Source organism: Shinella fusca (assembly GCF_014203155.1).
GTDB classification, from domain to species: domain Bacteria; phylum Pseudomonadota; class Alphaproteobacteria; order Rhizobiales; family Rhizobiaceae; genus Shinella; species Shinella fusca.
The window spans coordinates 1-23,515 of sequence record NZ_JACHIK010000026.1 but is presented as its reverse complement, the minus strand read 5'-3'; the positions used below and the strand labels follow the sequence as shown (position 1 = coordinate 23,515).

The window sequence follows — 23,515 nt, the reverse complement described above, 5'->3', positions numbered from 1 at the left end:
CCTCTCTCCCTCTCGGCGGCACGGGCGGCGGCGCCCGGCCTTCAGCCGGGCGCGAGCTTGAGGTTCCCGAATGCAGCGATGCCGGCAACCGAGACTTCGTGCAGCACGGCCTTGCCGCCGGCAGCGATCCACGCCGCGGCTTCGCCGGCGGACATTTGTTGGACATGGACGAGGTTGCGCTCCGCGCAGAGGCGCTGGCGGTCGAAAGCGTCACGATCCTCGAAGGCGTAGAGTGTGTCGCCCGGACCGTCCCAATAGACGACGGCAAAGCACACCGGCTGGACGATCTCGGAACGGAAGTTGAGGAAGACCGGCGCGGCGGTGGGCGAATGGGCACATGGTGAGAGGGTCATAGGACTCTCCTGAAACGTGAACAGGCTCGGCGCTCTCGCGAGCACCGGGCCTGGCGGGGAGATGGAAACGGCAGGCGGGCGTTTGATCGCGATCGATCAGGATGGACCGGGAGCCATGGCCTCGACGAAAACCTCGTCGCTGTTGGCTTCGCGCAGCTTCAGAATGCGCCCATCGACAACAACGCACTCGTTGATCCAGTTGTGATCCAGCTTCGAGTGTCGGCCACACAGATCGGCCGGGACATAGACGATCGTGAAATGCGGATACTCGTTACCGTCCTGGGCGATATGAATGGCGGGTCCTTTGACCGCGATGACGATGCCGCCGGTGCCGTAGGACGTGCGCACAGCCATACCGGGACGCATGAGAGCCGGGGCATCGGGGGCGCATGGTGGCGTACGGCGCGATAGCGGCCTGGATCGTGTCCGCCAAGATCGGCCGAATAGAGGGAATGGGCGAGGTATTGCCGCGGCGCACCCGGTCGCGTTCTACTGTGGGTCTCCATGACCGCCCCCTTTGTCGTCGGTCATAGCCGTAGCCGGCGAGCAGGCCATGCTCGGCGGCGATCATCGCGCCGATGCGCGCTATCACCGGTTCCGGCAGCTCGAATATGTCGCGTGATCCGCCTATGAATATCATCGCCATGGCCGCTCTCCTTTTTCCACCAACAGACCTGCCCCTCCCGGCCCGCATCTCCCTCTCAGCGACCGCATCGTCTCGAAGGAGCGGAACGGCCAAGCCGTTCCGCGGGCCGGCAGATGGTGAAGACGGCCTTCGGCCCGCGTTTGCTGCGCGGGGAGAAAGAGGGAACCAGCCGTGCCAGCGCCCGCCCGAGACCTGCGGCGATGCCCTTCATTGCCAACGTCGTAGCTGTCATACGGATGTCAAATATTGACATTGAACTCACGGGGATCGAAATCCAGAACGACAAAGCCATCCGGGAGGGCGCGGCCATGACCGCCAACCTGCATGTAAGTTTTCCCGATGAAATGCACGCCGAGTGAATATGCGCGCGCTGATCCGCGAAGATATGGCGCACGGGGAAGACCGTCGTTATGCGGTCCGATCCTTGCTAAAGGCGGAGGACGAATTCCGGCGCGGGGAGATGCTACCTGTGTCCGCCCTGGACATCATCGACACGGAACTGGACGCGGAACTGCGATAGTGGCCGCAGGCCACCTTCTCCTGCCTGACGATCCTATCCCTATGTGTCGCTTTAATCTTGCTCCAGCACCTTCAATGCCGCCTCATACCGCAGACGAAGGTGTTCGGCCAGGGCGAAGGTTGTCACGGATGTCGGCAATTTTCACCAATCTAGCGTTCGGATTCAGCGCCACACGATCGATGAACTTTTTGTAGCTTTCCTCGCTGCGCCGGGTGAGCGCCTCAACCGCATTAACGACAGCCTGCGGGAACCGGGCGTCGATATCTGAAAGCGCCGTGTCTGTGTCCTCGACAACGTCGTGCAACACGGCGATCACCTGCAGCATCTCGTCCGAAAATGTTGAGGCCACTCGCAATGGATGGAAGATATAGGGCGCGCCAATCTTATCGGTCTGTCCGTCGTGGGCGAGCGCAGCCATGGTTATGGCATCTCGGAGCATCGTCATGTTTGGTCTTTCGATGTGCTGGAGATGCGGTTAAGAGAAGCGATCGCACGTGGAGATTAGACGCCAAGGCGTACGCATCGGGTCAGTCGAGATGGCTTACACGACGTCCGGAGTTGCGTGCGCTTCCGAAAGCGGTCGCGATCTTCATCATGAATGTCTTGCTGAACCGCCCAAGGGTTTTCTTGTCAGGCTCAATGTACCAAGAACGCTCGGCGATGTCATAGTTATACTCATCGACGATCACCCAGCATTGCTTGAGATCGCCGAGACCGGCGCGCCGGCACTCAATTGCGGAAACCTCCAAGGCAATCCGATCGGCCTGCGGCGGTTGTGTCGTGATGGCGAGAAGCGCCAAATGAGTCAGGCCATCATTGGCACCACGCACGGCGACAACGACACAGGTCGGGCGGGCCTTTCGGCCTTCGGTTTCACCGCGTTCGTTCTGCCAAGCCCAGAGATTATGTGATGACCTGACCAGGTAGATATTCATGGCTCATCGTCATAGCCTTCGCCGCGCACCAGCCGGTCGATTGCCAAACCGAACAACTCTTCGTGCGCATCGGGCATCTGCGATGCACGATGTACCTCGCGCAGATCGCCGCCAGTGCGCATGCGCTCGTAATGATCGTAGCTCATGAGCACGAAGCGTGGTTTCCTGTGCTTCGTGAGAACCACCGGTTCGCGGGCGGCGGCGTCTGTGACGTCACCGACCTGTTTGTTGAGATCGCCTGTCGTAAAGTGACGCATAGTCTCTCTCCTTCATCGATCTCCATAACATCCAGATTTTCCAGATTTGCAAGAAAACGGCGCTCACGCGCCGCCTCCTGTCAGCTCCCAGACGGTGATGCCGAAGCGGCGCGCCTTGTCGCGAAGGTTTTCGGTGATGCCGGAGCCCGGGAAAATGATGACGCCTGCCGGTATGACGGAGAGCATCTCGTCGTTGCGGCGGAACGGGGCGGCTTTCGCGTGCTTGCTCCAGTTCGGTTTGAAGGCGACCTGCGTCACGCCGCGGGATCCGGCCCAGCACGCTGCGATGCGTTCAGCGCCCTTCGGCGAGCCGCCGTGCAGCAGCACCATGTCGGCGTGCCTGGCGAGCGCCTTGTCGAGCGCGGCCCAGATCCGCTCGTGATCGTTGTAGTCCAGGCCGCCTGCGAAGGCGATCTTGGTGCCGGCCGGGATCAGAACCTCGGTCTCGACGCGCCGGCGGGCGGAAAGGAAGTCTCTGCTATCGATCACCGCCGCGGTCATGTTGGCGTGATTGACCTTCGAGCCGGTGCGCGGCCGCCATGCCGAGCCGGTCTGCGCCTCGAAGAGGTCGCCGGCGAAATCGCGCATGAACTCGAAGGCGTTGCGACGCTCGAGGAGCGAGATGCCCTCCATGACATGGCGTTCGAGCTCGACGCTCTTCACCTCCGAGCCGTCCTGCTCGCGCTGTCCGTTGCGCTGGGCGTCCTCGTTGCGCTGCAACTCGCGCTGGATACGCTCGCCGGCACGGTGGAAGAGATTGACGGTCGACCAGAGCATGTCTTCGAGATCGGGTTCCAGGCGCGTGTCGCCGAGCATCTCGAACATGGCGTCGAACATCGCGGTCAGCGCGGACTGGACGACCGGCTCCGCCGGCAGGGGGCGCGGATCCGGCTCGTCCTGGAACGGACGATAACCGAAGACCTGCATCTCGTAGATGATGCGGTCGGTCGGGGACGATGCGTGGCGGGGCTCGACAGCGGCGTCGATGGGAAGCAGGACGTTCATGATGGTCTCCGTCGGTTGGGGGCCGCGCCTCTCGCGGCCTGACGGCGATCCCTTTCCATCCGGCGGGCAGGCCGGAACCGCGGCGCTTGCGCCGCGGCCCAGCGCAGCGCCGGGCCGCCGGGGACAGGTTTTTTGCTCCGCGAGGAGCGCCGGCTTCGCCGGCGCGGGGAAAAAGCTGGCCGCCGGCGGTTGGAGGCCCGAACGCGGTAAGGGTCGCCTCAGCGGCACGCGCTCTCCAGCCTTTAACCAGGCCGCCTGGCCCGAAGCCTCCCTCTCACCCGACCCTCCAGCCTCGTCGCCTGTCGCAGCCGCCCGGCACGATGTTTTACTATACAAATCGATGACAGTATAACATCGTCACACCACGCAGGGCTTTGTCTGGAAAGAGGAGAGAGACAGTGCGGACATTCATGATCGGCGATCAGGCATTCTCGGAAAATTCCCCGGAATTCCGGGCACTTCTTCCGCACGCCTATGAAGAACGGCTTCGTCCGATGTGCATGTGCAGGCAGCCGGCCGTCGCGATGTACATCGCCCGACTGGATGATCAGTATCTTGTAAAGCGCATGCCGCTATCCGGACGCGAGCACGATCCGGCCTGCCCTTCCTATGAACCGCCATATGAGCTGTCCGGGCTCGGGCCGCTCATCGGCAGCGCCATCCAGATCGACGCCAGCGGCAAAGCCGATCTGAAGCTCGATTTTTCCCTGGCGAAGCGGGGTCCGCGCGCTGCGGCCGGCACACCGACGGAACGGTCGGAACCAGGCATTCGCAGCGAACCGCGCAAACTGTCGCTCAAGGCCATGCTCCACTATCTCTGGGAGGCCGGCGAACTGACGGAATGGCGTTCCGTCTGGGCCGGGCGGCGCGGCTGGAGACGTGTCCGCACCAGCCTGATCAACGCAGCGTCACAGATGACGGCGAGAGGCGGCCCGCTCAGCGACATGCTCTATGTGCCGGAGGTCTACCAGACGGACGACAAGGACGGCATCGCCGCACGGCGCGCGAGCACGCTGAAAGGCGTGCAGGCGACAGGTTCGGGACCGCGCAAGCTGATGATGATTGTCGCGGAGGTGAAAGAGGTCTGCCCGGCCCGCGAGGGGCAGAGGATCGTCGTGCGGCACATGCCCTTCCCTGTGATGATCGAGGATCGAGCCTGGCGGCGGCTGGCAGCTCGCCACGAAATCGAGCTCGAACTATGGCATTCCAGCGAGGCGTTCCATCTGATCCTCATTGCCACGTTCGGCATCTCGACTTCCGGCATCGCGTCGGCCGATGAAGTTGCATTGATGGTTGTGAACGAGCACTGGCTGCCCTTCGAGGACATCAACGAATTGCGACTGCTGGAAAAGCTCAGCCATCTGAAGAGGAAGAGCGTGAAGGGCCTGCGCTTTAACCTTCCGCGCGACGCGCCGATCGTGTCGGTTACGCTGCCCGAGCAAAAACCCGCGCCGGTGGCCATGTTCATCGTTCCGGCGAGCGCCGACGAAGAATACGAGCGCGCGCTCGCCGACATGATTGGGACAAGACCCGAGATCACACCTTGGGTCTGGCGTGTCGGCGATGGCGAAATCCCTCGCCTTCCCTGATCGTGGGCAGGCTCCCGCAAGCAAGAGCAGCTGATGGAAGACAGTCATGTGCCACATTCAGCCGGGCCATCATGAAGCCTGGGAAGAAGCCGTTCGTCGTCGCGTTCAAGAATCGGCGACGCCTGCCTTGGAAAAAAGCGTCGATCTCGGGCCGCATCGACCTGAAGGCCGCCAGCGACGCGGTCGCGATCGAACAGACGGCAACGAAGCTGCTTTGATGCCCCCGGCCCCGCGCCGTCATCGGTCATGCGGATTGCCGGCCCAACCGCGGATCGTCGACATGGTCGATCGAGACCTTCGCGGCGCCGGCGCGCCGTGCGTTCTTGAGCCGTTCAGCGAGAATATCATCGAACGAGGCGTTGAAAAGGCGGCCGACCTTTTCGATAGCCTGCGCGGCGACCTGTGCATGAAAGGAAAAGCTGGTCATTGTGCGTTCTCCATGTTCGCGAACACCCGGCACGATGGCCGGGCGCTGATGAGATCAAGGCGGGTGTTTGCGGGAGTGAACCTGGTCAGGCCGCACTTTCGAGCAGCCTGCGCGCCTTGCCTTCCAGGTCCAGGCGGGTGTCCTGATGCGCTTTTCCGCGCGCAAGCGCGGTGATGCCCTGCACGAAATCGAAGATGCTCTCCGGCGGTCGCCCCTCCTCCGAGAGGACCGTGTCGATGATCTTGCCGGTTTCCGCCTTCGAGAACCCACGCTTGCGCAGGAAGCTGGACCGATCCTCTTCGTTGCGGGCGACGATCCTCTCGCGGGCAGCACGAATGCCGTTGATAAACGGCGCCGGCGATGAGCTCGCGAAATTCATCAGTGCCGGCGCGGCCTCATGCGCGAAGCGTTTTGCCGCGAACTTCGAGTGCCGGATGGTGATTTCCTCGAAATTTTCGCAACCCCAGAGGTTGCGATTCATGCATACGGCACGAAGGTAGAAGCTGGCGATCCCGAGTGTTTTCGAGCCGACCTCCGAGTTCCAGGCATAAAAGCCGCGGAAGTAGAGATCCGGCTCGCCGTTCGGCAGCCGTCCCGCCTCGATGGGGTGCGTATCGTCCACCAAGAAGAGGAAGACGTCCCTGTCGCTGGCGTAGAGCGTCGTCGTGTCCTTGGTGACGTCGACGAAAGGATTATGGGTCATGGTCGACCAGTCGAGGACGCCTGGCACCTTCCAGATCGTGTCGCCGGTTCCGTTCCCGGCGATGCTCATCACCGCCGCGACAAGTTCCTTATCCCAGATGCGGCCGTATTCGGGACCCGTCACCGCCCGCAACTCGACCCGCCCGTCGTCCATCTCCAGGGTCTTGACCAGTTCGGCACTGTGGTTGAGCAGCCCGTGCTGGAGATTGATTGCTGCGAGCGGCGCGGGAAGCTGGCGCATGTAGCTCGCCGGCGCGCCGACAAGGCTGCACAATTGGCCGTAGCTCCAATGGGTCGGCGCCAACGGTACACGGTTGCCGGGAACGACAAGGGAAAGGCGTTCGGCGTTGTCGCGCGTTGCCTCGACGCGGATATCCGCGCTTTCGACAGTGTGAACCCGGGCGCGTTCCGTCCGCTCGCTGACTGCGCGATGGAGGTCGGAGAGCGAAAGATAACGCTCGTCGTCGGGCCGTGAGAACCATTCGGACGATACACGGCCGATGCGCTCTCCGCGCGAAATATCGACCTTGAAGCCGGACGATACAGCCGGCGAACTGGGAATCATGGAGTGCATGTTGAGTTCTCCTAAAACGAGAGAGCCCGGCCGGCGCTATCGCGCCAACCGGGCCGGTGGGATGAAAATGAACCGCAGGGTGAGCCATCCGGCGCGGCAAGAAGTCAGCTGCGGACACCCTCCCCGAGCACCCGCAACCCACCCCCGAACTGCCCGCCTCTTCCTCTTGCGGCGACTGACGAGCACGTCGGAGCGCGAGCTTCTTGTCGCGCTACCAGTCGTCGAACGGCAAACCGTCAACCGGATCCCCGTTGCGATCACGCAGGGTAGGACTGAAGCCGCTCTTAGAACTGGCGAGGTCCGAGAGGCGCTCCATACGGCGGCGCGAAAGGTCTTTCCGTTCAGCCCGGCGGCTGACCGGCAAGAGCAGGATGACCACGTCCCTTCCTGCTTTGTTGGCGATGCGCTCAAGTTCGTCGTAGGTGTCGTTGCGCATCAGGCGGCCCGTCCTTCGATGACATCCGCGCAGATCTCCTCGACGCAAACCTCTTCGAGGCGGATATTGATGTGACCGCTCTCTTCGACCCAGCGACGGGCGTCGACCATGCTTGGGGCAAGGTAGAGCAAGATGCTGTGGGCGCCGTATTCCTGAAGGACACGAACTTCGCCGGCGACGGGGCGACGGACAACCTCGAACGAGAGATCGCTATCGAGTGGGAAGGCTTGCCGGGCGGCGATCGCAGCATCGAGATCCATTTGAAACGCGCCCGGTAGAAGCGTAATCGCGCCTGCCACCGACCAAATGATACTGGAACGAGGCGGCGTGCATCGAACGAGCCAACCTGAGCCATTGCCTTTCTTCCAGGCAGCGAGGGCATCGGCGTCCTCTTCGGAGGGCCGCGGGACAGAGTTGCGAAAGGCGATCATCGCGCCGATCGGCGCGCGTTCGTAGATGGTCATGACGGACATGTTCGTCTCCGAATTTCGAAAAACAGAAGGGCCCGGCGCGACGGCCGGGCCCTGGATTGATCGCTGGTGGTCTGAGGAATTATTCCGCGGCCTCGAGATGCCCGCCCTGGTCGTCATCAGGATCGGAAGCCGTCTGCTCGCCATCCACGTCTTCGGTCAGGAAAGCGGGTAGCACGACCTCGCCGGCTTCGACGTCCTCGTCCACGGCCACCACATCGTTCGTCTCCGAAATCCCGACCTCCTCGCAGATTGCATCGGCAGGATAGCGCAGCACTTCCGGGAGCCATCCGCTGCCGTCGAGCAGCCGGGCGGCTTCGCGCGCCATGTCCTGCTTCTTCAGGTGATCGATAAGCTGGGCCGACTGCTCGCCCTTTGCTTCACGAACGGCCTGCAGGATGTGCGCCTTGGTCACGCGACCGAGATAGTTGTCGACCGTTGGCGTCCAGCCCGCCCCCACCATGCCGAACCCGATCGTCTGGGCCAGCTGCACGGCATGCTGGTTTTCCTTGCTCCGGCGATTCCATTGCTGGATCGTGGCGTTCAGCGACATCGACGCGCAATGCGCAAACAGCGCCATCCGGCTGTCCTGATCGAGCGCGATCAGGTAGTCCCAAACCGCGTCCGCGTCACCGGGAAGATCGTGCCCCCAGCTCTCCTGGCGCTGCTCGACCTCCTTCGCCCAGACCGTGTCGGAAAGGCCCTGCGTCTTGGTCGAGACCGTATGCTGCACGGTGATTTCCAGGCAAGACGCCGTGCCGTAGTGGTAGAAGGTCTTCAGCACGAGAAGATGGAGCACGGTGACGAAAGCCACCAGCGGCTCATTGGCGAGCGCATTCCTGAGCGCAAGCGTGCGGGCGGCAGTCAGGTCCTCGACGAGCCGTTCCGACAGCGGCCGGATCTTGCCGTCGTCCTCGTCCGGCTCCTCGACACCAACGGGCTTGCCGTTGATCGTCACACCACCACCTTCCGCGGCGGTGTCGTCGCCATCGTCACCGTTCTGCTCGAAGTCATCGCCGCCCTCAGCATCGGTAACGGGTTCGTCTTCCGGCCGGACGAAGCCGCGCTCGATTCTGAGTTCGCCGTTGCCGGCCAGCGAGATGAAAGCGCCGCCGCGAGCGACGTCCTCGGGATCGAGGACAAAGGGTCGCTCATTCAGCGCCGTCAACTGAGCGTCGAGATCATCGAGGTGCGCTTCCGTCTCCGCCGAATAGTCGTCGGCGGCTTCATATTCCGTGTTGAGCTTGTCGAATTCTGCCGTCAGGGCATCATGAAGCGCCAGCTCTTCTTCGGTGAGTTCCGGCTGCTTGCCGTAAAGGCGGCGAAGGCCGGACGCGTGGCCGAAGTGGAAGTCGATGGCGGAATCAACCCACTTCCAACCCTCGTCGGTCCTCAGCGCCTCGGCGTCAGCCGTCAGCTTTTCCAGCACGAGCTGTTCGAGCAGCGCCGGATCCTGGAGCCATCCGCCGTTGTCCTGCTCGAAGAGATCCCGCATGACAATGCCGCCGGCGGCCTCATAAGCTTCGATGCCGACATAGACCGCGCGGCGGTCGCTCGCGCGGATCGCCGTTTCGGTCAGCAGGCGGCGGATGTAGTAGGGATCGGTGCTTTGCGTGCGCGAAATCGTCTCCCAGACCTGCTCCTGCCGGGCATGATCCTTGGTGATCGAGAACGCCATGACCTGGCCGAGCTTCATTTGGTCATCGCCGTAAAGTTCGAGCAGACGGGGCGATACCGTTGCCAGGCGGAGGCGCTGCTTCACCGTCGCAACCGAGATGTGGAAGCGGGCGGCGATTTCCTCCTCGTCGAGCCCCTGCTCGCGCAGGACCATCATCGCGCGAAACTCATCCAGCGGATGAAGATCGGCGCGATTGACGTTTTCGGCAAGCGAGTCCTCCGCTTCGAGCGTTTCGCCTTCGCTGACGATGCAGGGGACGCCGGTGGTTTTCGTCAGCTGCTTCCGGTCGACCAGCAGCTTGAGGGCGCGATAGCGGCGGCCACCGGCAGGAATGCGATAGATGCCGGTTTCCTTACCCTCGGCATCGATTTCGGCGCGCACATTGATGCTGGTCAGCAGCCCGCGGCGAGCGATGTCGTCGGCAAGGTCTTCGATAGAGACGCCGGCCTTGGTCTTGCGCACGTTCTGCTGGCTGAGAACGAGCTTGTTGAAGGGGATATCGCGTCCGACGTTGAGCGCGATTTTCTGAATGGCCTGTGCCATATCAATTCTCCGCAGCGGACTGGCCGGAGCCTCTCTCCAGCCATCTCAATCCGCCACGAACGCCCCTTCCCCCCTCTCCCTCTCTTACCAGCCGCCCCCCTCACCGCCTGCCGCCAGCGCCCGCGTCACCGCTGGCGTCTCGCGTGGACCTGTTCAGCCAGATCGTCATCTGGCGGCGCATCATGCCGATCGGCGCGCAGATTTCCGTGACCGGCGCGCTCCCCTCACAAAATCATCCTCCTGGAACAGCTCCAGGCAATTTCACCTTCGTGACGAACAATGCCCGCGACTTCCGAAAGCTCTATGCGAAGGAGGAGCTGCATGCGGGCCTCGTCATCATCGTCCCGCAGGTTCTGCCGGCTCGGCAACGCGAGATGTTCGATGCCGTGCTGGACGAGCTGGCGAACAGTGAGGAGCTTCTCAACGAAATCATCGAGATTTCCGTCGAGGAGGACGCGCTCGTGATTACCCGATACGTCCTCCCGGAAATCGGATAGGCCGCCTGGACGCTGGAGCGAAATGCTCTTCGCTGAGCCGGAGAGCCCCAGGCTATCAGTGAAAATTCCGGCTCTTCACCTTCAGCCGGTCGATCAGAAGATCGGGGACGAATATGTCGCGTGCGGGCGCCGCCGCCTTCGGCCGTTCGCGCGGATCCGGCGCACCATTGCCGTGCGCGAACTCGTCTCCTCTTCCATGAGGCAAGGGAAACTGCTCGTCCCGCTCACCCAGCCGGCCGAGATCGTCCGACAAATCGAATAGCCGCTGCGCGACAAGATGGACGACGTCCCCTTCCCGCTGGATTTTTCCGTTGATCGCCATCATCGATGCGGAGAGAAGAACGCGGCGCTGGCGTTCGAACAGCGTCGGCCAGACCACCGCATTGACGATCCCGGTTTCGTCCTCGAGCGTCAGGAACATAACGCCCTTGGCTGAGCCGGGGCGCTGGCGAACGAGTACCAGGCCGCCGGTCATCAGCCAGCGGCCGTCACGCTCGGCCATCGCCTCGGCGCATGTGACCATTCCCTTCTGGCGAAGGTCTTTGCGGAGAAAAGCGACCGGGTGCTGGCGAAGGGTAAGGCCGGTGTGGGCGTAATCTTCGACGACCTCGTGCCCTGCCCTCATGGAGGGCAAGGAAACCGACGGCTCCTGCATTTCCGCGATCTGGCGCGCTTCGCGCTCGGCGGCCGCGGCCCAAAGCTCAAGCGGCTCGTCACGCAGACCCTTGATCGCCCATAGCGCGTCGCGCCGCTGAAGCCGTAGTGACGGCAGGAAGGCGTCGGCTTCGGCGAGTTTCACCAGCACGGCCGTAGGAACGCCCGACCGTCGCCAAAGATCGTCGGCCGAGGTAAAGGGATCGTCGGCGCGCGCCGCAACGATCCGGGCGGCGTCCGCCGTCGAGAGCCCCTTCACCATCCGCAGGCCGAGGCGGACCGCGCAATGACGGCTTCCGTCAACTTGCTCGAGCGTGCAGTCCCAGCGCGAGGCGTTGACGCAGACCGGCCTGATCTCGACCCCGTGCTGGGCGGCGTCCCTCACAATCTGCGCCGGCGCGTAAAATCCCATCGGCTGCGAGTTGAGTAAGGCCGCGCAAAACGCATCCGGATGATGGCATTTGACCCAGCTCGACGCATAGGCAATGAGCGCAAAGCTGGCGGCATGGCTTTCGGGAAAGCCATAGGAGCCGAACCCTTCGAGCTGCGAAAACGTCTGCTCGGCAAACTCGGCCGTGTAGCCGTTGTTGACCATCCCCGCCACGAGCTTGTCCTTGAACTTGCTGACGCCGCCGGAGAACTTGAAGGTCGCCATGGATTTCCGCAATTGGTCCGCCTCGCCGCCGGTAAACCCGGCGCAGACCATGGCGACTTTCATGGCCGACTCTTGAAATAACGGGACACCGAGGGTTTTCGAGAGCACCGCCTCCAGTTCGGGTGTCGGATAGACAACCGGCTCCTTGCCTTCGCGCCGGCGGAGATAGGGATGCACCATATCGCCCTGGATCGGTCCGGGTCTGACAATCGCCACCTGCACGACCAGGTCGTAAAATGTGCGGGGCTTCAGGCGCGGCAGCATCGACATCTGCGCCCGGCTTTCAATCTGGAAGGTGCCGAGCGTGTCTGCCTTGCGGATCATCGCATAGGTGCGGGAATCTTCGGAAGGAATGGACGCGAGATCCCAAACCTCACCTTTGTGCTCTGCCATCAGCGCGAAAGCCTTGGCCATGCAGGTCAGCATGCCGAGCGCCAGCACGTCGACCTTCATGAATTTCAGCGCCTCCATATCGTCCTTGTCCCATTCGATGACCTGGCGATCGTCCATGCGCGCCGGCTCGATCGGCACGAGATCGTCGAGTCGGTCATGGGTCAAGACGAAGCCACCGGGATGCTGGCCGAGATGGCGCGGCGCGCCCATCAGCTGCTGCGCCAGTTCCAGCGTCAGCTTCAGCCGGTAGTCGGCGGCGTTGAGGTTGTTCTCCCGGATCTGGCGCTCTGAGACCCCTTCCGACCAGCCCCAGACGCCCGACGATAGCTGGCCGATCATGTCTTCGGGCAGACCGAGCGCCTTGCCGACGTCACGCAATGCGCCTTTCGCGCGATAGCGAGTTACGGTCGAGCAGAGCGCCGCCTTGCTGCGACCGTAGGTGTTGTAGATCCACTGGATGACCTCCTCGCGCCTCTCATGTTCAAAATCGACGTCGATATCGGGCGGTTCGTCCCGTTCCTGGGAGATGAAGCGTTCGAAGAGAAGGTCGTTGGTGTCGGGATCGATGGAGGTGACGCCGAGACAGTAGCAGACGGCCGAATTGGCGGCCGAGCCCCTGCCCTGGCAGAGAATGCCCTTCGATCGCGCGAAACGGACGATCGAGAAAACCGTCAGAAAATAGGGCGCATAGTTCATCGTCCGGATCAGTTCGAGCTCATCGCGCAGGGTTTTCCGCACCTTGTCGGGAACGCTCTCCGGATAACGAACCGCGGCACCTTCCCAGACGAACTTGACCAGCGATTGCTGCGGATCGAGACCGGGGACGATGGCCTCCTCCGGGTACTGGTACTGCAGTTCCTTCAGATCAAACTTGCATCGCTCGACAATCTCGCGTCCGCGGGCGAGCGCTTCCGGGTATTCGGCAAACAGCCGGTGCATCTCCTCCGGCGCCTTGAGAAAGCGATCGGCATGACGCTCGCGGTCGAAGCCGACATCATCGATTGTCGTGCGAGTGCGGATGCAGGTCACGACATCCTGCAGCTGCCGACGGCTCGGCTCATGAAACAGCACATCGTTGGTGACGACCGTCCTCACTTTTGCGCGGGCGGCCATGGTGGCAATGCCATGCAGGCGCATGCGGTCGTTCGGCCGGCGGCGCAGGCACAGGCTGACATAGGCCCGATCCCCGAATAGATCGGCCATCTTGCGAAGCTGGACGGCGCAGATCTCATCGGCTTCGTCTGGCACAAGGATGCCGATCATGCCGGCGGCGTGTTCGGCAACATCCACAAAATCGATCAGGCAGTTTCCCTTGCCGCCTCGGCTCTTGCCGAGCGACAGCAGCCGCGTCAGCCGCGAATAGGCCGGGCGATCCATGGGATAGACGAGGATCGACATGCCGTCGGTCAGGTCGAGCCGGCAACCGACGACAAGCCGAATGCCGGTCGCCTTGGCCGCCTCCCAGGCGCGTACGATGCCGGCGAGGCTATTGCGGTCGACCACGCCGAGCGCATCGATGCCGAGTGCGGCCGCTGTGGCAAACAGTTCATCGGCGCTGGATGCTCCGCGCAGGAACGAAAAATGCGTCGTAACCTGAAGCTCGGCATAACGTGTCATCCGAACACCCCATGCACGAACCACAGATGCGAGCCGGTCTCCGGATCGATGCCGTCGCCGGCGCGATAGACCCAGTAACGCTCGCCAAGCTCGTCCTCGACCACGAAATAGTCCCTGACCGCCTGAAATTCCCGCGGCCTTCGCCACCATTCGCCGAAGATGCGTTCCGGGCCGTCGGCGCGCACGACCTTGCGGCGCTTGCCGCGCCACGTAAATACCGCCGGCGGCTGGTCGGGCAGAAGCGCGATGACCTCGATGCGCTCAGGGTTTGCGAAGAGCCGCGTCGGTCGCGGCCATTTCACCGCCCAGGCCTCGCCAATGTCAGGCGCGGTCGCTGCGATGCGCCGGACCGATCGCTCGGGTACGTCGGAGGCGACGGGCGCGACGCGAAACAGCCGGTGGCCGCGATTGCCGAGGATATCGACCAGCGGCGTGATGTCGGCGATCTCCTCCTCGATCAACGAGGAGGCGACCTGCCGCTCCTCCAGCGGCTCGGCGAAGACGGCGACCAGCACCAGCTTCTCGATGCCGAAACCGGGATCGATCGTCTCAATGCGGTCGCAGAGCAGCTTCGACAGGCGCGCCGGATCGCGGACAGGCTTGGCGAGACCGGCGCGGAGATGCTGCCTTGTGTTGTCGACGCGATGGATGAAGAGGTCGCAGCGCCGCGCGCCGAGACCGTCTTCGGCCAGGCGCGCCGAAAGCTGGCCAACCAGCCGGCGGACATATTTGGCGATGGTCTCCGGCGCACCGATCGGTTCGGCAAAATTCTTGGCAACTTCGACAAGCTCCGGCGTGCGGATCGGTTCGATCGGTTCGGCGACGCGGTCGAACATCTGATCCAGTCTGCGTCCAGGTTCCGGCCCGAACCGTAGCGTCAGAGGTGCTCGCGGCATGGCCGAGAGTTGGCCAACCGTGTCGATGCCGAGAACACGCAGGCCCTGGACGATCTCCGCCGGCAGCCGCAGCGCGAGGATCGGCAGGTCGATGACGGCTTTCGTTACGTCACCTACCGGCACCACCGTCGTTTCCGCGGCCAGCAGCCGGGCAAGCGCATGCGCGGCGCCCCATGTATCGGCGACAGCGGCGCGCGCCGTCAGCCCGCGGCCGCGCAGCATGTTGACGAGGCCCGATACGAGCAGCGCTTCGCCACCGTGCAGGTGATCAGCGCCTTCCGTATCGATGACGAGACCGTCGGCACCATCGACCGCGACGACCGGGCTATATTGCCGAAGCGCCCACAATGCCAGCCGTTCCAGCGCAGCCGCGTCCTCGGCCGGGGCTGCATCGACCATGAGGAGATCGGCGACCATGGCCTGCGCCTTGCTGGCGGCCACGCCGATGCGCAGGCCGAGCTTCAATGCGGCGGGATCGGCGGCAGAGATCCAGCGTTTCGAACCCCGGCGGGCAATGACGACAAGCGGCTTGTCAGCCGGCAAGGCTTCGCCAGCGTGCCGTCTGATCCGCTCCGTCGCGAGTTGTGGGAAGTAGACAGATACGACCCTGGGCATCGGGGGCTCCAATTTCAAATTCGGCGCATTCGCCGGCCTTTACGCGCATCAATTCCGCCAGCCAGCGCGCCCTCCCGACGCCGGCAACAGGTAGTCTTTCCGACGGCAGGGTGCTGATGCGCCACCGTGTCGTCGAAGCTGTCGGTTGCCCATAGTCCGACGCTTCGTTCTGTCGTCGCCATCGCCGCAGCACGATGCCCATGGCGCCGGTCCTTTCTGCTGCCAGCTGCAGGCGCCGTGAGGCGTTCATCGGCAGCCGGACCAGTTCACCGACGACGGCGGCAAGCCCGCCGAAGGAAAGCCCCTCCTCCATGGCGGACAGCACCTCCTCCTCCCGATCGCTTTCACAAAACACAACGCGATCCGGATGGAGTCCTGCCTGGGCGACCGCGGGGAAAAACAGGTCAGGGCGCGTCATGCACCAGAGAACCTTGCCGCGCGATCTGGCGGCGATGCCGGCGACGAAAAGTGCCGCAGCAGCCCCATCGACCGTCCCTCCCCCGCCGCCGGCGACCTCGTGCAGCGCGCCGAAGGCGAGCCCTCCCCCCGGCAGTGCTCGATCAACCTCGGCGAGGCCGAAGGGCAGGACCTGCCTTGCGCGCTGTGAGCCGCCTTCAAGCTGGCCGATGCGCTCGCGAAGCTCCGCCAGCACGGGGTTGAGGGCATGGTTGACCACGGCAGAATTGTTGCTCCTTCAGGGTTTCCAGCGGTTCTTTAAGCTGATATGTTCATTATTTGTTCCGATTGCCCAACTGAGTCAATCGGGCCTCCGCTCCGGAAACCGCCCCTCGGCTAAGTCGTTGAAACGAATCCCTTAGCTGCATCAAGGAGATATCCGGCAATAGGAGGGTCAGGGAAATTTTCTTATGGTGTCTGGGGACAAATGGCGGCGGCGCATCTCGAAAAACTCAACGACCGGCAGCGCGAGGCGGTCGAGCACGGCATTGGCCTGCCGGACGGAAAAATCGGCGGACCGCTGCTGATCATCGCCGGCGCGGGCAGCGGCAAGACCAATACGCTGGCGCACCGCGTCGCGCAGCTGATCGTCAATGGCGCCGATCCGCGGCGGATCCTGCTGATGACGTTTTCCCGCCGTGCGGCATCCGAGATGGCGCGCCGGGTGCAGCGCATCTGCCGCCAAGTGCTGGGCGACAATGCCGCCATCATGACCGACGCGCTGGCCTGGGCCGGGACGTTTCATGGGATCGGCGCGCGGCTCTTGCGGATGTATGCCGAGCAGATCGGCCTCAGTGTCGATTTTACGATCCACGATCGCGAGGACAGCGCTGATCTGATGAACCTCGTCCGGCATGACCTTGGCTTTTCCGCCAAGCAGAGCCGATTTCCGACCAAAAGCACCTGCATCGCGATCTATTCCCGCGTGGTCAATTCCGAGGCCTCGATCAAGGAGATCCTGAAATCGTCCTATCCGTGGGTGCTGGAGTGGGAAGAGGAGCTGAAGCAGCTTTTTGCGGCCTACGTTGAAGCCAAGCAGGCACAGAACGTTCTGGACTACGACGACTTGTTGCTCTACTGGGCGCAGATGGTTTGCGAGCCGGAGTTGGCCGAGGACGTCGGCAACCGTTTCGACCACATTCTCGTGGACGAATACCAGGATACCAATCGCCTGCAGGCATCGATCCTCATGTCGCTGGCGCCCGGCGGTCGCGGCCTGACTGTTGTCGGCGACGACGCGCAATCGATCTATTCCTTCCGTGCGGCAACCATCCGAAACATCCTGGATTTCCCGCAGGAATTCTCACCCAAGCCGGCAGACGTCATCACGCTCGACCGCAACTACCGCTCGACCCAGCCGATCCTGGCTGCCGCCAATGCCGTCATCGAACTCGCACGGGAGCGCTACACGAAAAACCTCTGGACCGACCGCGCCTCGGAGCAACGGCCGATGCTGGTGACGGTCAAGGACGAGATCGACCAGGCCGCCTATATCGTCGAGCAGGTGTTGGCCAACCGCGAGATCGGCATGGCGCTGAAACAGCAAGCGGTGCTGTTTCGAACCTCGAGCCACAGCAACGCGCTGGAAATCGAGCTCACCCGACGAAACATCCCGTTCGTAAAGTTCGGCGGGCTCAAGTTTTTGGACGCCGCGCACGTCAAAGACATGCTGGCGGTCATGCGGTTCGCGCAGAATCCGCGCGACCGCGTTGCCGGCTTTCGGGTGCTGAAACTGTTGCCCGGCATCGGGCCGCAAACGGCCGGCAAGATTCTCGACACGATTGCCGCCGACCCCGAGCCGCTGCAGTCGCTCGCCGAAATCCCGCCGCCGGCCAAGACCGGCGACGACTGGGGCGCCTTCGTGACGCTGGTCACGGCGCTGCGAAAGGGCGAAGCGGGCTGGCCGGCGGAGATCGGCACGGTTCGGATGTGGTACGACCCGCATCTCGATCGCATCCACGAGGACGCGGACACCCGCAAGGACGACCTCTTGCAGCTCGAACAGATCGCCAGCGGCTATGCGAGCCGCGAGCGGTTCCTGACCGAACTGACCCTTGACCCGCCGGAGGCGACCAGCGACCAGGCCGGGGTGCCGCTCCTCGACGAGGATTACCTGGTCTTGAGCACGATCCATTCGGCCAAGGGACAGGAATGGCGTTCCGTCTTCATGCTCAATGTCATCGACGGCTGCATTCCCTCCGATCTTGGCGCCGGCACCACAGCCGAGATCGAAGAAGAGCGACGCCTCCTTTATGTCGGCATGACCCGGGCGCGCGACAGCCTCACGCTGATCACGCCGCAGCGCTTCTTTTCGCACGGCCAGAACGCCAAGGGTGACCGTCATGTCTATGCGTCGCGGACCCGCTTCATACCGGCCACCCTCTTGCAATTTTTCGAGATGGCAAGCTGGCCGAAGGCGTCGGCCACTGCGAGCGAGCAAAGCAACCGCCAGGTTCGCGTCGATATCGGTGCGCGGATGCGATCGATGTGGAAATGAGCCATGCAGCCCATCACTTCGTCCGAGATCGAGGCGCAGAAACCGGATCGCGAAGATCGGGTCCGGCGTATCATCCATGTGGACATGGATGCCTTTTATGCCTCCGTCGAACAGCGCGATAACCCGGAGCTGCGGGGCAAACCCGTCGCTGTCGGCGGCGCGGCCGCCCGCGGCGTCGTGGCGGCGGCAAGCTACGAGGCGCGCGCTTTCGGTGTGCGATCCGCCCTGCCATCGATCACCGCCAAGCGGCGTTGCCCCGACCTGATATTCGTTCCGCCCCGCTTCGACGTCTATCGTGCTGTTTCATCGCAGATTCATGCGATCTTCGCCGAATACACCGATCTGATCGAGCCCCTGTCGCTCGACGAGGCCTATCTCGATGTCACCGACAACAAGCATGGCATTGCGATCGCGACGGAGATTGCCACGAGGATTCGCGGCCGCATCAAGGATGTCACCGGGCTGAATGCCTCCGCCGGAATTTCCTATTGCAAGTTTCTCGCCAAGATGGCTTCCGACCTCAACAAGCCGAACGGTCAGGCGGTCATCACGCCTAAGCATGGCCCGACGTTTGTCGAGGGACTGGCCGTCAAGAAGTTCCATGGCGTGGGGCCTGCGACCGCCGCCAAGATGGAGCGGCTCGGCATCCTGACCGGCGCCGATCTCAGGGAAAAGTCGCTTGCCTTCCTGCAGGAGCATTTCGGAAAGTCTGGCGTCTGGTACTACAATATCTCCCGCGGCATCGACGATCGCCCGATCCGACCCAATCGGGAGCGAAAATCCGTCGGCGCCGAAGACACCTTCATGACGGATATCGTCGATCTGGATGCAGCGCGTGCGGAAATCTCCCCATTGGTCGACAAGGTCTGGCGGCATTGCGAGGCGAAGAACCTTTACGGCCGATCCGTCACCTTGAAGGTGAAGTATGCCGACTTTCAGATCATCACGCGAAGCAGGACCGAAGCCTCCCCGTTCGGCGCGCCCGGCGAGGTCGTGGCGACGGTCCAGGCACTTCTCGATCCCCTGTTCCCGACGGCGAAAGGGATCCGCCTCCTCGGCGTCACGCTGTCGTCGTTCACCGACGAGGCCGCGAACGGATCCGCCGGTCAACTCCAGTTCGAGATCTAGGTGCACCGGTGGGCCGGTCCAAGGCGCTCTTTTTGAGGTGTGAATTGCAGCCCGGAAAAGCTGCCTTGGAGGTTCAGACCTATCTCGCCGAATAGTCCATTGCGCTTAGGTCATCCAGCAGGGTCGGCCCCTTAGGCGTCCAGCGCAGCTTTTCCCGCGTTTGCACGCTCGAAGCCGTGATGTTTGCCGACGCGAACATAGCGAACCAGCCGAAATGGTCTTCCGCCTCGCCTTGCGGGATCGAGACGGCAGCGAGACCGAGGCCGGTCGCGACGGTTTGGGCGATGTCGCGCGCGGCAATACCCTCTTCGGCCACGGCATGGTAGCGGGCACCGGGCTCGGCACGGTCGATCGCCAGAACATAGAGCTTGGCCACGTCATCCACATGGCCGGCGGCCCAGCGGTTGGCCCCTTGCGCGACATAGGCGGCGACGCCCTTCTGGCGGGCCAATTCGATATAGTACGAGACGAGGCCCTGCCTGGCGGTATCATGCACCTGCGGCAGTCGGACGACGCCGAGGTTGATGCCCGCCTCGAGTTGTTCCTGTCCGGCCAGTTCAGAGGCAGTGCGGGGATTGAAATGATGGGCGTCAAAGACGTCCTCGCGCGCGAGTTCGCCATTGCCCGGATCGCCGATGCCGACGCCCGAGGTGATGAGCAGCGGCCGATCCGAACCCTTGAGAACCGATCCAATGGCGGTGATGACCTGGCGATCCTTTTCGCAATTGGCAAGGAAATTGGTAAAGTCGTGGTCGAACGCCGTGTGAATGACAGCATCGGCATTCTCAGCCCCTTTGGCCAGGGCCGCCGGATCTTCAAGCGTTCCCAGGTGAACGGCGGCGCCGGCATTCGCCAGAGCCTTCGCGCCTGTTTCGGAACGGGTAAGGCCGATCACGTCATGATGAGCGGCGAGCAGTTCGCCGAGGATACGCGATCCTATGAATCCGGTGGCACCGGTGAGAAAAACACGCATGCTGAATCTCCTGCATTGACGAAGCAAGCGATCTCATGAAAAATTATCCTGTTAAAGTAGTGAGTTTATCCTAGTATAATCATTAATAGGGTCGCATGAGCGAGAGCATTCCCGAAAATGGGCTCGGCACATTCCTGCGTGACCGGCGCATGCGCCTCGATCCAGTCGCGTTCGGCTTCGAGGCAGGACGACGACGGACGCCGGGCCTGCGCCGGGAAGAGGTCGCCCAGCGCGCCAATATAAGCCCGACCTGGTACACCTGGCTGGAGCAAGGCCGGGGCGGAGCGCCATCTGCCGATGTGCTCGATCGCATCGCAAGGGGGTTGATGCTGACCGAGCCCGAGCGTGATCACCTTCACATCCTCGCCTTCGGCCATCCTCCCGAACCGCGCTACCACCAGCAGGAATCCATCACGCCACGGCTGCAGCATGTGCTGGATGCCATACCCTTCAGCCCCGCCATCATTCGAACCGCGACGTGGGATGTGGTGGCGTGGAACAGGGCCGCGACCGTCATTCTGACCGATTATGAAAAGCTGCCCATAGAGCGGCGCAACATCCTGCGCATGATGTTTTCCGACGAGCGCGTGCGTGCCGCGCAGGACGATTGGCGCAACGTTGCCCGCTATGTCGTCGGTGCGTTCCGAGCCGACGCCGCGCGCGCCGGCGCGGGGGCAGAAATCCGCAAGCTCGTCGACGAGCTCTCAGCCAGTAGCCCAGACTTCAAGGCGATGTGGGCCGACAACGAGATCGCGGCCACGCGCGATGGCATCAAGCGCCTTCACCACGCTGAACTGGGAGCGATCGAGCTGGAGTTCTCGACTTTTGCGGTCGAGGGCCGATCCGACCTCAAGATGATGGTCTATAGTCCCGCAAATTCCGAGGTAGCGGCGCAATTTCGCTCACTGATCGCTAGCGTGCGTTGAGCCTGTTATACCGGGATTGCTCGAATTGCCCTTGTTGGACCATGTCGGTGATGTCCTGGGTTCGGTAGCTTTGGCGCCGCGCACCGGGTTAGATCATGATTCCCGCGCTGCGGATGCTTCGGCTCCAAGCCGTTCGAGGTTTGCAATCAGGCGATCGAGCAAGACGATGAAGTAAGTGGTTTCCTCCGCTGTGAAGCCGTCGAGCGCGTCACGGTTGCCTTGGAACAAGGCGGCGCAGGTATGCGGGGATCAATTTATCCGGTCTTCTGGAATACCATCAACGAAATCAATTAGATATGCATGCATTAACTATCTATTGATACCATCACAAGTGTTCGGGGTTATCCTTGGCTCGATGATTGAACGGACCTCAACGAGGTAAGCAGGCAATGGAATTCATTTGGCGAAAGAACGTGGGAATGAAGATCGCGATTGCCCCGCGATCCTTGTTAGTCGCGGCAAGCGTTGTGCTCGCCATTTACACGCCTGACTATCTACCGAAGTGGATGTCGACCTTTTTTGCGGCACTGGAGGGCTTTTGATTAGTCCTAGCGCTCAACATGTGCAGTTAGGAATCTTGTCCTTGACTCCGGCCAGAGTGAGAACATAATGGGAACGTCAGTCCACCCGAATTCCCCTGCTCACTACGCCCGTAGGAGATCGCATTCATGCGTCCAGTCGCCAAACAAAATCCAATAGCCGAGACCGTCGATGAGGCGCTTGCTTGGCATCGCGGCGATGCACGCGCTTGTATTGCCACGCTACTCGCTGATTGTGCTTGGCTCCGTTACCAGATCGAAGTTGCGGATCACGCGATGAGCCGCGGCTTCACCCGAGGTTGGCGGCCTTGTTCGGATCGAGACTGAGAATGTCCACGCTAGATGATGGACGCGTGGATGGGAAATATCCGTTGACCTACCGCAACTTTGGCGCGATCTTCATTGCGCTGAGAGGTGTATCAATGAGATTACGCATCGCGTTCGTCTTCGCTGTCCTTGCCGTCTCGCCTGTAAGTGCCGAAGAGTTATGCCCGAAATATGGGAAATGCGTTCCGGCGGATCAGTTCGCTTGCCAAGAGGTTGATCGGAGCAGCGTTGTCACGCGCGTCTGCTACAACGAGGCGAAAGCCTACATGATTATCCGGTTGAAGAAGACCGACTACCATTACTGCGACGTTGATCCGGCAACCGTATCCGACCTACTCACCTCTCAGTCGATTGGCCGCTTCTACAACAAGCATATCAAGGGAAGCGCCACCAACGGCCGTTTCGATTGCCGAACGCATCCAGTGCCGACGTTCTGAGGCTGATAATGGCATATCGATATAACGGTTCATCGTCCGAACCACCCTACGACCCCAAAGCCGGTATCGCACTTGTCCGAATGGGAGCATTCGTCATTCTGCTCCTAATTGGTATCGGCTGGCTCGGTTCGTGACCGTTTGCAGATTGAAAGCCGACTATGGTTTCCGGATATGACAAATCCCCACCTGAACCGCCATATGAGCCGGAAAATGAATCCGGTGTTTTGCTTGTCCTGATAGGGATTGTCGCAATCTTGTTCCTGAGTTCCTTTGGTTGGCTGTTCGTGTGAGCCACCCACTCAGCGGGTGTTCAATAAAGCGAGTGGTGGCCCGCCTTCATGGGAAATCAATGACCAGTTCTTCAAAAATTCCCGCCTTCTTCAGCGCATTAATGGTGTTGGCGGCAAGGCTACTCTCCGGCTGCGCTGGAACACCATCGGTATTTTCTGATGATGGCGCGACAATTTCGTTCAAACGTGACCACATTAGGTACCGGGCTCCCGGTCAGGCCGAGGTATCCTGCAAATTTGACAAGCAGCGAAAGTTAGCCGTTTGCGAAAATGGCCTAGCATCCGAGGTGGTGGTGGCTGGGCTTCCCATTACGGGCATTGTATTGGTTAAATTCGATGGGCGGGAATTCAGGCGCGCAATACATCCCTAAACGACGGCGCAGTCCTAGAGTATCCGTGTTGGTCAAGGTAGGGATGGGACCCATTTTCTGCCTTTGCTGAGCAGTGCATTGGCGAGGACGATGAGTTTTCGCATGATTG

24 protein-coding genes and 1 pseudogene are annotated in these 23,515 nt (G+C 62.1%); 9 read left to right on the top strand and 16 right to left on the bottom strand.

Going from position 1 to position 23,515, the window contains the following annotated elements; all coding sequences use genetic code 11:
• Positions 1 to 41 precede the first annotated feature (41 nt).
• Together HNQ66_RS22310 and HNQ66_RS22305 are read right to left on the bottom strand one after the other, a co-directional pair.
• Positions 42 to 353 carry a hypothetical protein gene (locus tag HNQ66_RS22310; protein WP_184146920.1) on the bottom strand — a complete coding sequence of 104 codons (312 nt, stop codon included), beginning with the start codon at positions 351 to 353 and terminating at the stop codon, positions 42 to 44.
• Between the two features lie 96 nt (positions 354 to 449).
• Entirely contained in the window at positions 450 to 707 is a 258-nt protein-coding gene (locus HNQ66_RS22305; protein WP_184146919.1) for a hypothetical protein, read from the bottom strand.
• A 405-nt stretch (positions 708 to 1,112) separates the two neighbouring features.
• On the opposite strand from HNQ66_RS22305, the gene HNQ66_RS23640 reads away from it, so the two are divergent.
• The gene (locus HNQ66_RS23640) at positions 1,113 to 1,358 is read left to right on the top strand and encodes a hypothetical protein (RefSeq protein WP_246434380.1); all 246 of its coding nucleotides are present in this window, start codon (positions 1,113 to 1,115) and stop codon (positions 1,356 to 1,358) included.
• A 2-nt stretch (positions 1,359 to 1,360) separates the two neighbouring features.
• Positions 1,361 to 1,519 (top strand): hypothetical protein, encoded by a 159-nt coding sequence (locus tag HNQ66_RS22300; protein ID WP_246434379.1) that lies wholly within the window; start codon positions 1,361 to 1,363, stop codon positions 1,517 to 1,519.
• Between the two features lie 82 nt (positions 1,520 to 1,601).
• On the opposite strand, the gene HNQ66_RS22295 is transcribed toward HNQ66_RS22300, so the two are convergent.
• The 4 genes and pseudogenes from HNQ66_RS22295 to HNQ66_RS22280 all read right to left on the bottom strand — a co-directional run bounded on the left by HNQ66_RS22295 (position 1,602) and on the right by HNQ66_RS22280 (position 3,716).
• Positions 1,602 to 1,964, bottom strand: a complete 363-nt coding sequence (locus HNQ66_RS22295) for an HD domain-containing protein (protein ID WP_184146917.1) — start codon at positions 1,962 to 1,964, stop codon at positions 1,602 to 1,604.
• 82 nt (positions 1,965 to 2,046) lie between these two features.
• A pseudogene (locus tag HNQ66_RS22290) lies at positions 2,047 to 2,461 on the bottom strand (hypothetical protein).
• Positions 2,451 to 2,711, bottom strand: coding sequence for a type II toxin-antitoxin system prevent-host-death family antitoxin (locus tag HNQ66_RS22285; protein ID WP_184146915.1), 261 nt, complete (start codon positions 2,709 to 2,711; stop codon positions 2,451 to 2,453). The pseudogene HNQ66_RS22290 and the gene HNQ66_RS22285 overlap by 11 nt, the downstream one beginning before the upstream one ends.
• Positions 2,712 to 2,774: 63 nt before the next feature.
• Positions 2,775 to 3,716, bottom strand: coding sequence for a DUF2493 domain-containing protein (locus tag HNQ66_RS22280; protein ID WP_184146913.1), 942 nt, complete (start codon positions 3,714 to 3,716; stop codon positions 2,775 to 2,777).
• 398 nt (positions 3,717 to 4,114) lie between these two features.
• On the opposite strand from HNQ66_RS22280, the gene HNQ66_RS22275 reads away from it, so the two are divergent.
• Positions 4,115 to 5,305 carry a DUF1173 family protein gene (locus HNQ66_RS22275; RefSeq protein WP_184146911.1) on the top strand — a complete coding sequence of 397 codons (1,191 nt, stop codon included), beginning with the start codon at positions 4,115 to 4,117 and terminating at the stop codon, positions 5,303 to 5,305.
• A gap of 71 nt (positions 5,306 to 5,376) precedes the next feature.
• On the top strand, positions 5,377 to 5,523 hold the full coding sequence (locus tag HNQ66_RS22270; RefSeq protein WP_184146909.1) for a hypothetical protein: 147 nt from the start codon (positions 5,377 to 5,379) through the stop codon (positions 5,521 to 5,523).
• A 26-nt stretch (positions 5,524 to 5,549) separates the two neighbouring features.
• Here HNQ66_RS22270 and HNQ66_RS22265 read toward each other — a convergent pair whose 3' ends face one another.
• From HNQ66_RS22265 to HNQ66_RS22245, 5 genes are all read right to left on the bottom strand, one after another.
• Entirely contained in the window at positions 5,550 to 5,732 is a 183-nt protein-coding gene (locus HNQ66_RS22265) for a hypothetical protein (RefSeq protein ID WP_184146907.1), read from the bottom strand.
• An 85-nt stretch (positions 5,733 to 5,817) separates the two neighbouring features.
• Positions 5,818 to 7,008: a DUF932 domain-containing protein gene (locus tag HNQ66_RS22260; protein WP_184146905.1), complete on the bottom strand. Its 1,191-nt coding sequence runs from the start codon at positions 7,006 to 7,008 to the stop codon at positions 5,818 to 5,820.
• 211 nt (positions 7,009 to 7,219) lie between these two features.
• Positions 7,220 to 7,444 (bottom strand): hypothetical protein, encoded by a 225-nt coding sequence (locus HNQ66_RS22255; protein WP_184146903.1) that lies wholly within the window; start codon positions 7,442 to 7,444, stop codon positions 7,220 to 7,222.
• On the bottom strand, positions 7,444 to 7,917 hold the full coding sequence (locus tag HNQ66_RS22250; RefSeq protein WP_184146901.1) for a hypothetical protein: 474 nt from the start codon (positions 7,915 to 7,917) through the stop codon (positions 7,444 to 7,446). The genes HNQ66_RS22255 and HNQ66_RS22250 overlap by 1 nt, the downstream gene beginning before the upstream one ends.
• Before the next feature lie 79 nt (positions 7,918 to 7,996).
• Entirely contained in the window at positions 7,997 to 10,135 is a 2,139-nt protein-coding gene (locus HNQ66_RS22245) for a ParB/RepB/Spo0J family partition protein (RefSeq protein ID WP_184146899.1), read from the bottom strand.
• A gap of 143 nt (positions 10,136 to 10,278) precedes the next feature.
• Here HNQ66_RS22245 and HNQ66_RS22240 point away from each other — a divergent pair, with 143 nt between their 5' ends.
• Complete coding sequence (locus HNQ66_RS22240) at positions 10,279 to 10,632, top strand: hypothetical protein (RefSeq protein WP_343059604.1); 354 nt, start codon at positions 10,279 to 10,281, stop codon at positions 10,630 to 10,632.
• 55 nt (positions 10,633 to 10,687) lie between these two features.
• Here the strand turns inward: HNQ66_RS22240 and HNQ66_RS22235 are convergent, their stop codons facing one another.
• Genes HNQ66_RS22235 through HNQ66_RS22225 form a run of 3 tightly spaced genes read right to left on the bottom strand, consistent with a single transcriptional unit; the run spans position 10,688 to position 16,138 of the window.
• The gene (locus tag HNQ66_RS22235) at positions 10,688 to 13,951 is read right to left on the bottom strand and encodes an error-prone DNA polymerase (protein ID WP_184146896.1); all 3,264 of its coding nucleotides are present in this window, start codon (positions 13,949 to 13,951) and stop codon (positions 10,688 to 10,690) included.
• On the bottom strand, positions 13,948 to 15,462 hold the full coding sequence (locus HNQ66_RS22230; RefSeq protein ID WP_184146969.1) for a Y-family DNA polymerase: 1,515 nt from the start codon (positions 15,460 to 15,462) through the stop codon (positions 13,948 to 13,950). The genes HNQ66_RS22235 and HNQ66_RS22230 overlap by 4 nt, the downstream gene beginning before the upstream one ends.
• Positions 15,380 to 16,138, bottom strand: a complete 759-nt coding sequence (locus tag HNQ66_RS22225; RefSeq protein ID WP_184146894.1) for an ImuA family protein — start codon at positions 16,136 to 16,138, stop codon at positions 15,380 to 15,382. Before HNQ66_RS22225 ends, HNQ66_RS22230 begins: the two co-directional genes overlap by 83 nt.
• 207 nt (positions 16,139 to 16,345) lie before the next feature.
• Between HNQ66_RS22225 and HNQ66_RS22220 the strand changes: the two genes are divergently transcribed.
• Both HNQ66_RS22220 and dinB read left to right on the top strand, forming a co-directional pair.
• Positions 16,346 to 18,415, top strand: a complete 2,070-nt coding sequence (locus HNQ66_RS22220) for an ATP-dependent helicase (RefSeq protein WP_184146892.1) — start codon at positions 16,346 to 16,348, stop codon at positions 18,413 to 18,415.
• 3 nt (positions 18,416 to 18,418) lie between these two features.
• Positions 18,419 to 19,543 (top strand): DNA polymerase IV, encoded by a 1,125-nt coding sequence (gene dinB, locus HNQ66_RS22215; RefSeq protein ID WP_184146890.1) that lies wholly within the window; start codon positions 18,419 to 18,421, stop codon positions 19,541 to 19,543.
• A 79-nt stretch (positions 19,544 to 19,622) separates the two neighbouring features.
• On the opposite strand, the gene HNQ66_RS22210 is transcribed toward dinB, so the two are convergent.
• A complete protein-coding gene (locus HNQ66_RS22210) occupies positions 19,623 to 20,516 on the bottom strand; it encodes an SDR family oxidoreductase (protein WP_184146888.1) in 894 nt (297 codons plus the stop codon).
• Between the two features lie 95 nt (positions 20,517 to 20,611).
• Between HNQ66_RS22210 and HNQ66_RS22205 the strand changes: the two genes are divergently transcribed.
• On the top strand, positions 20,612 to 21,442 hold the full coding sequence (locus HNQ66_RS22205) for a helix-turn-helix transcriptional regulator (protein WP_184146886.1): 831 nt from the start codon (positions 20,612 to 20,614) through the stop codon (positions 21,440 to 21,442).
• 868 nt (positions 21,443 to 22,310) lie between these two features.
• The gene (locus HNQ66_RS22200; RefSeq protein ID WP_210308862.1) at positions 22,311 to 22,745 is read left to right on the top strand and encodes a KTSC domain-containing protein; all 435 of its coding nucleotides are present in this window, start codon (positions 22,311 to 22,313) and stop codon (positions 22,743 to 22,745) included.
• A 336-nt stretch (positions 22,746 to 23,081) separates the two neighbouring features.
• Here the strand turns inward: HNQ66_RS22200 and HNQ66_RS22195 are convergent, their stop codons facing one another.
• Positions 23,082 to 23,219, bottom strand: a complete 138-nt coding sequence (locus HNQ66_RS22195) for a hypothetical protein (protein ID WP_184146884.1) — start codon at positions 23,217 to 23,219, stop codon at positions 23,082 to 23,084.
• Positions 23,220 to 23,515: the final 296 nt, after the last annotated feature.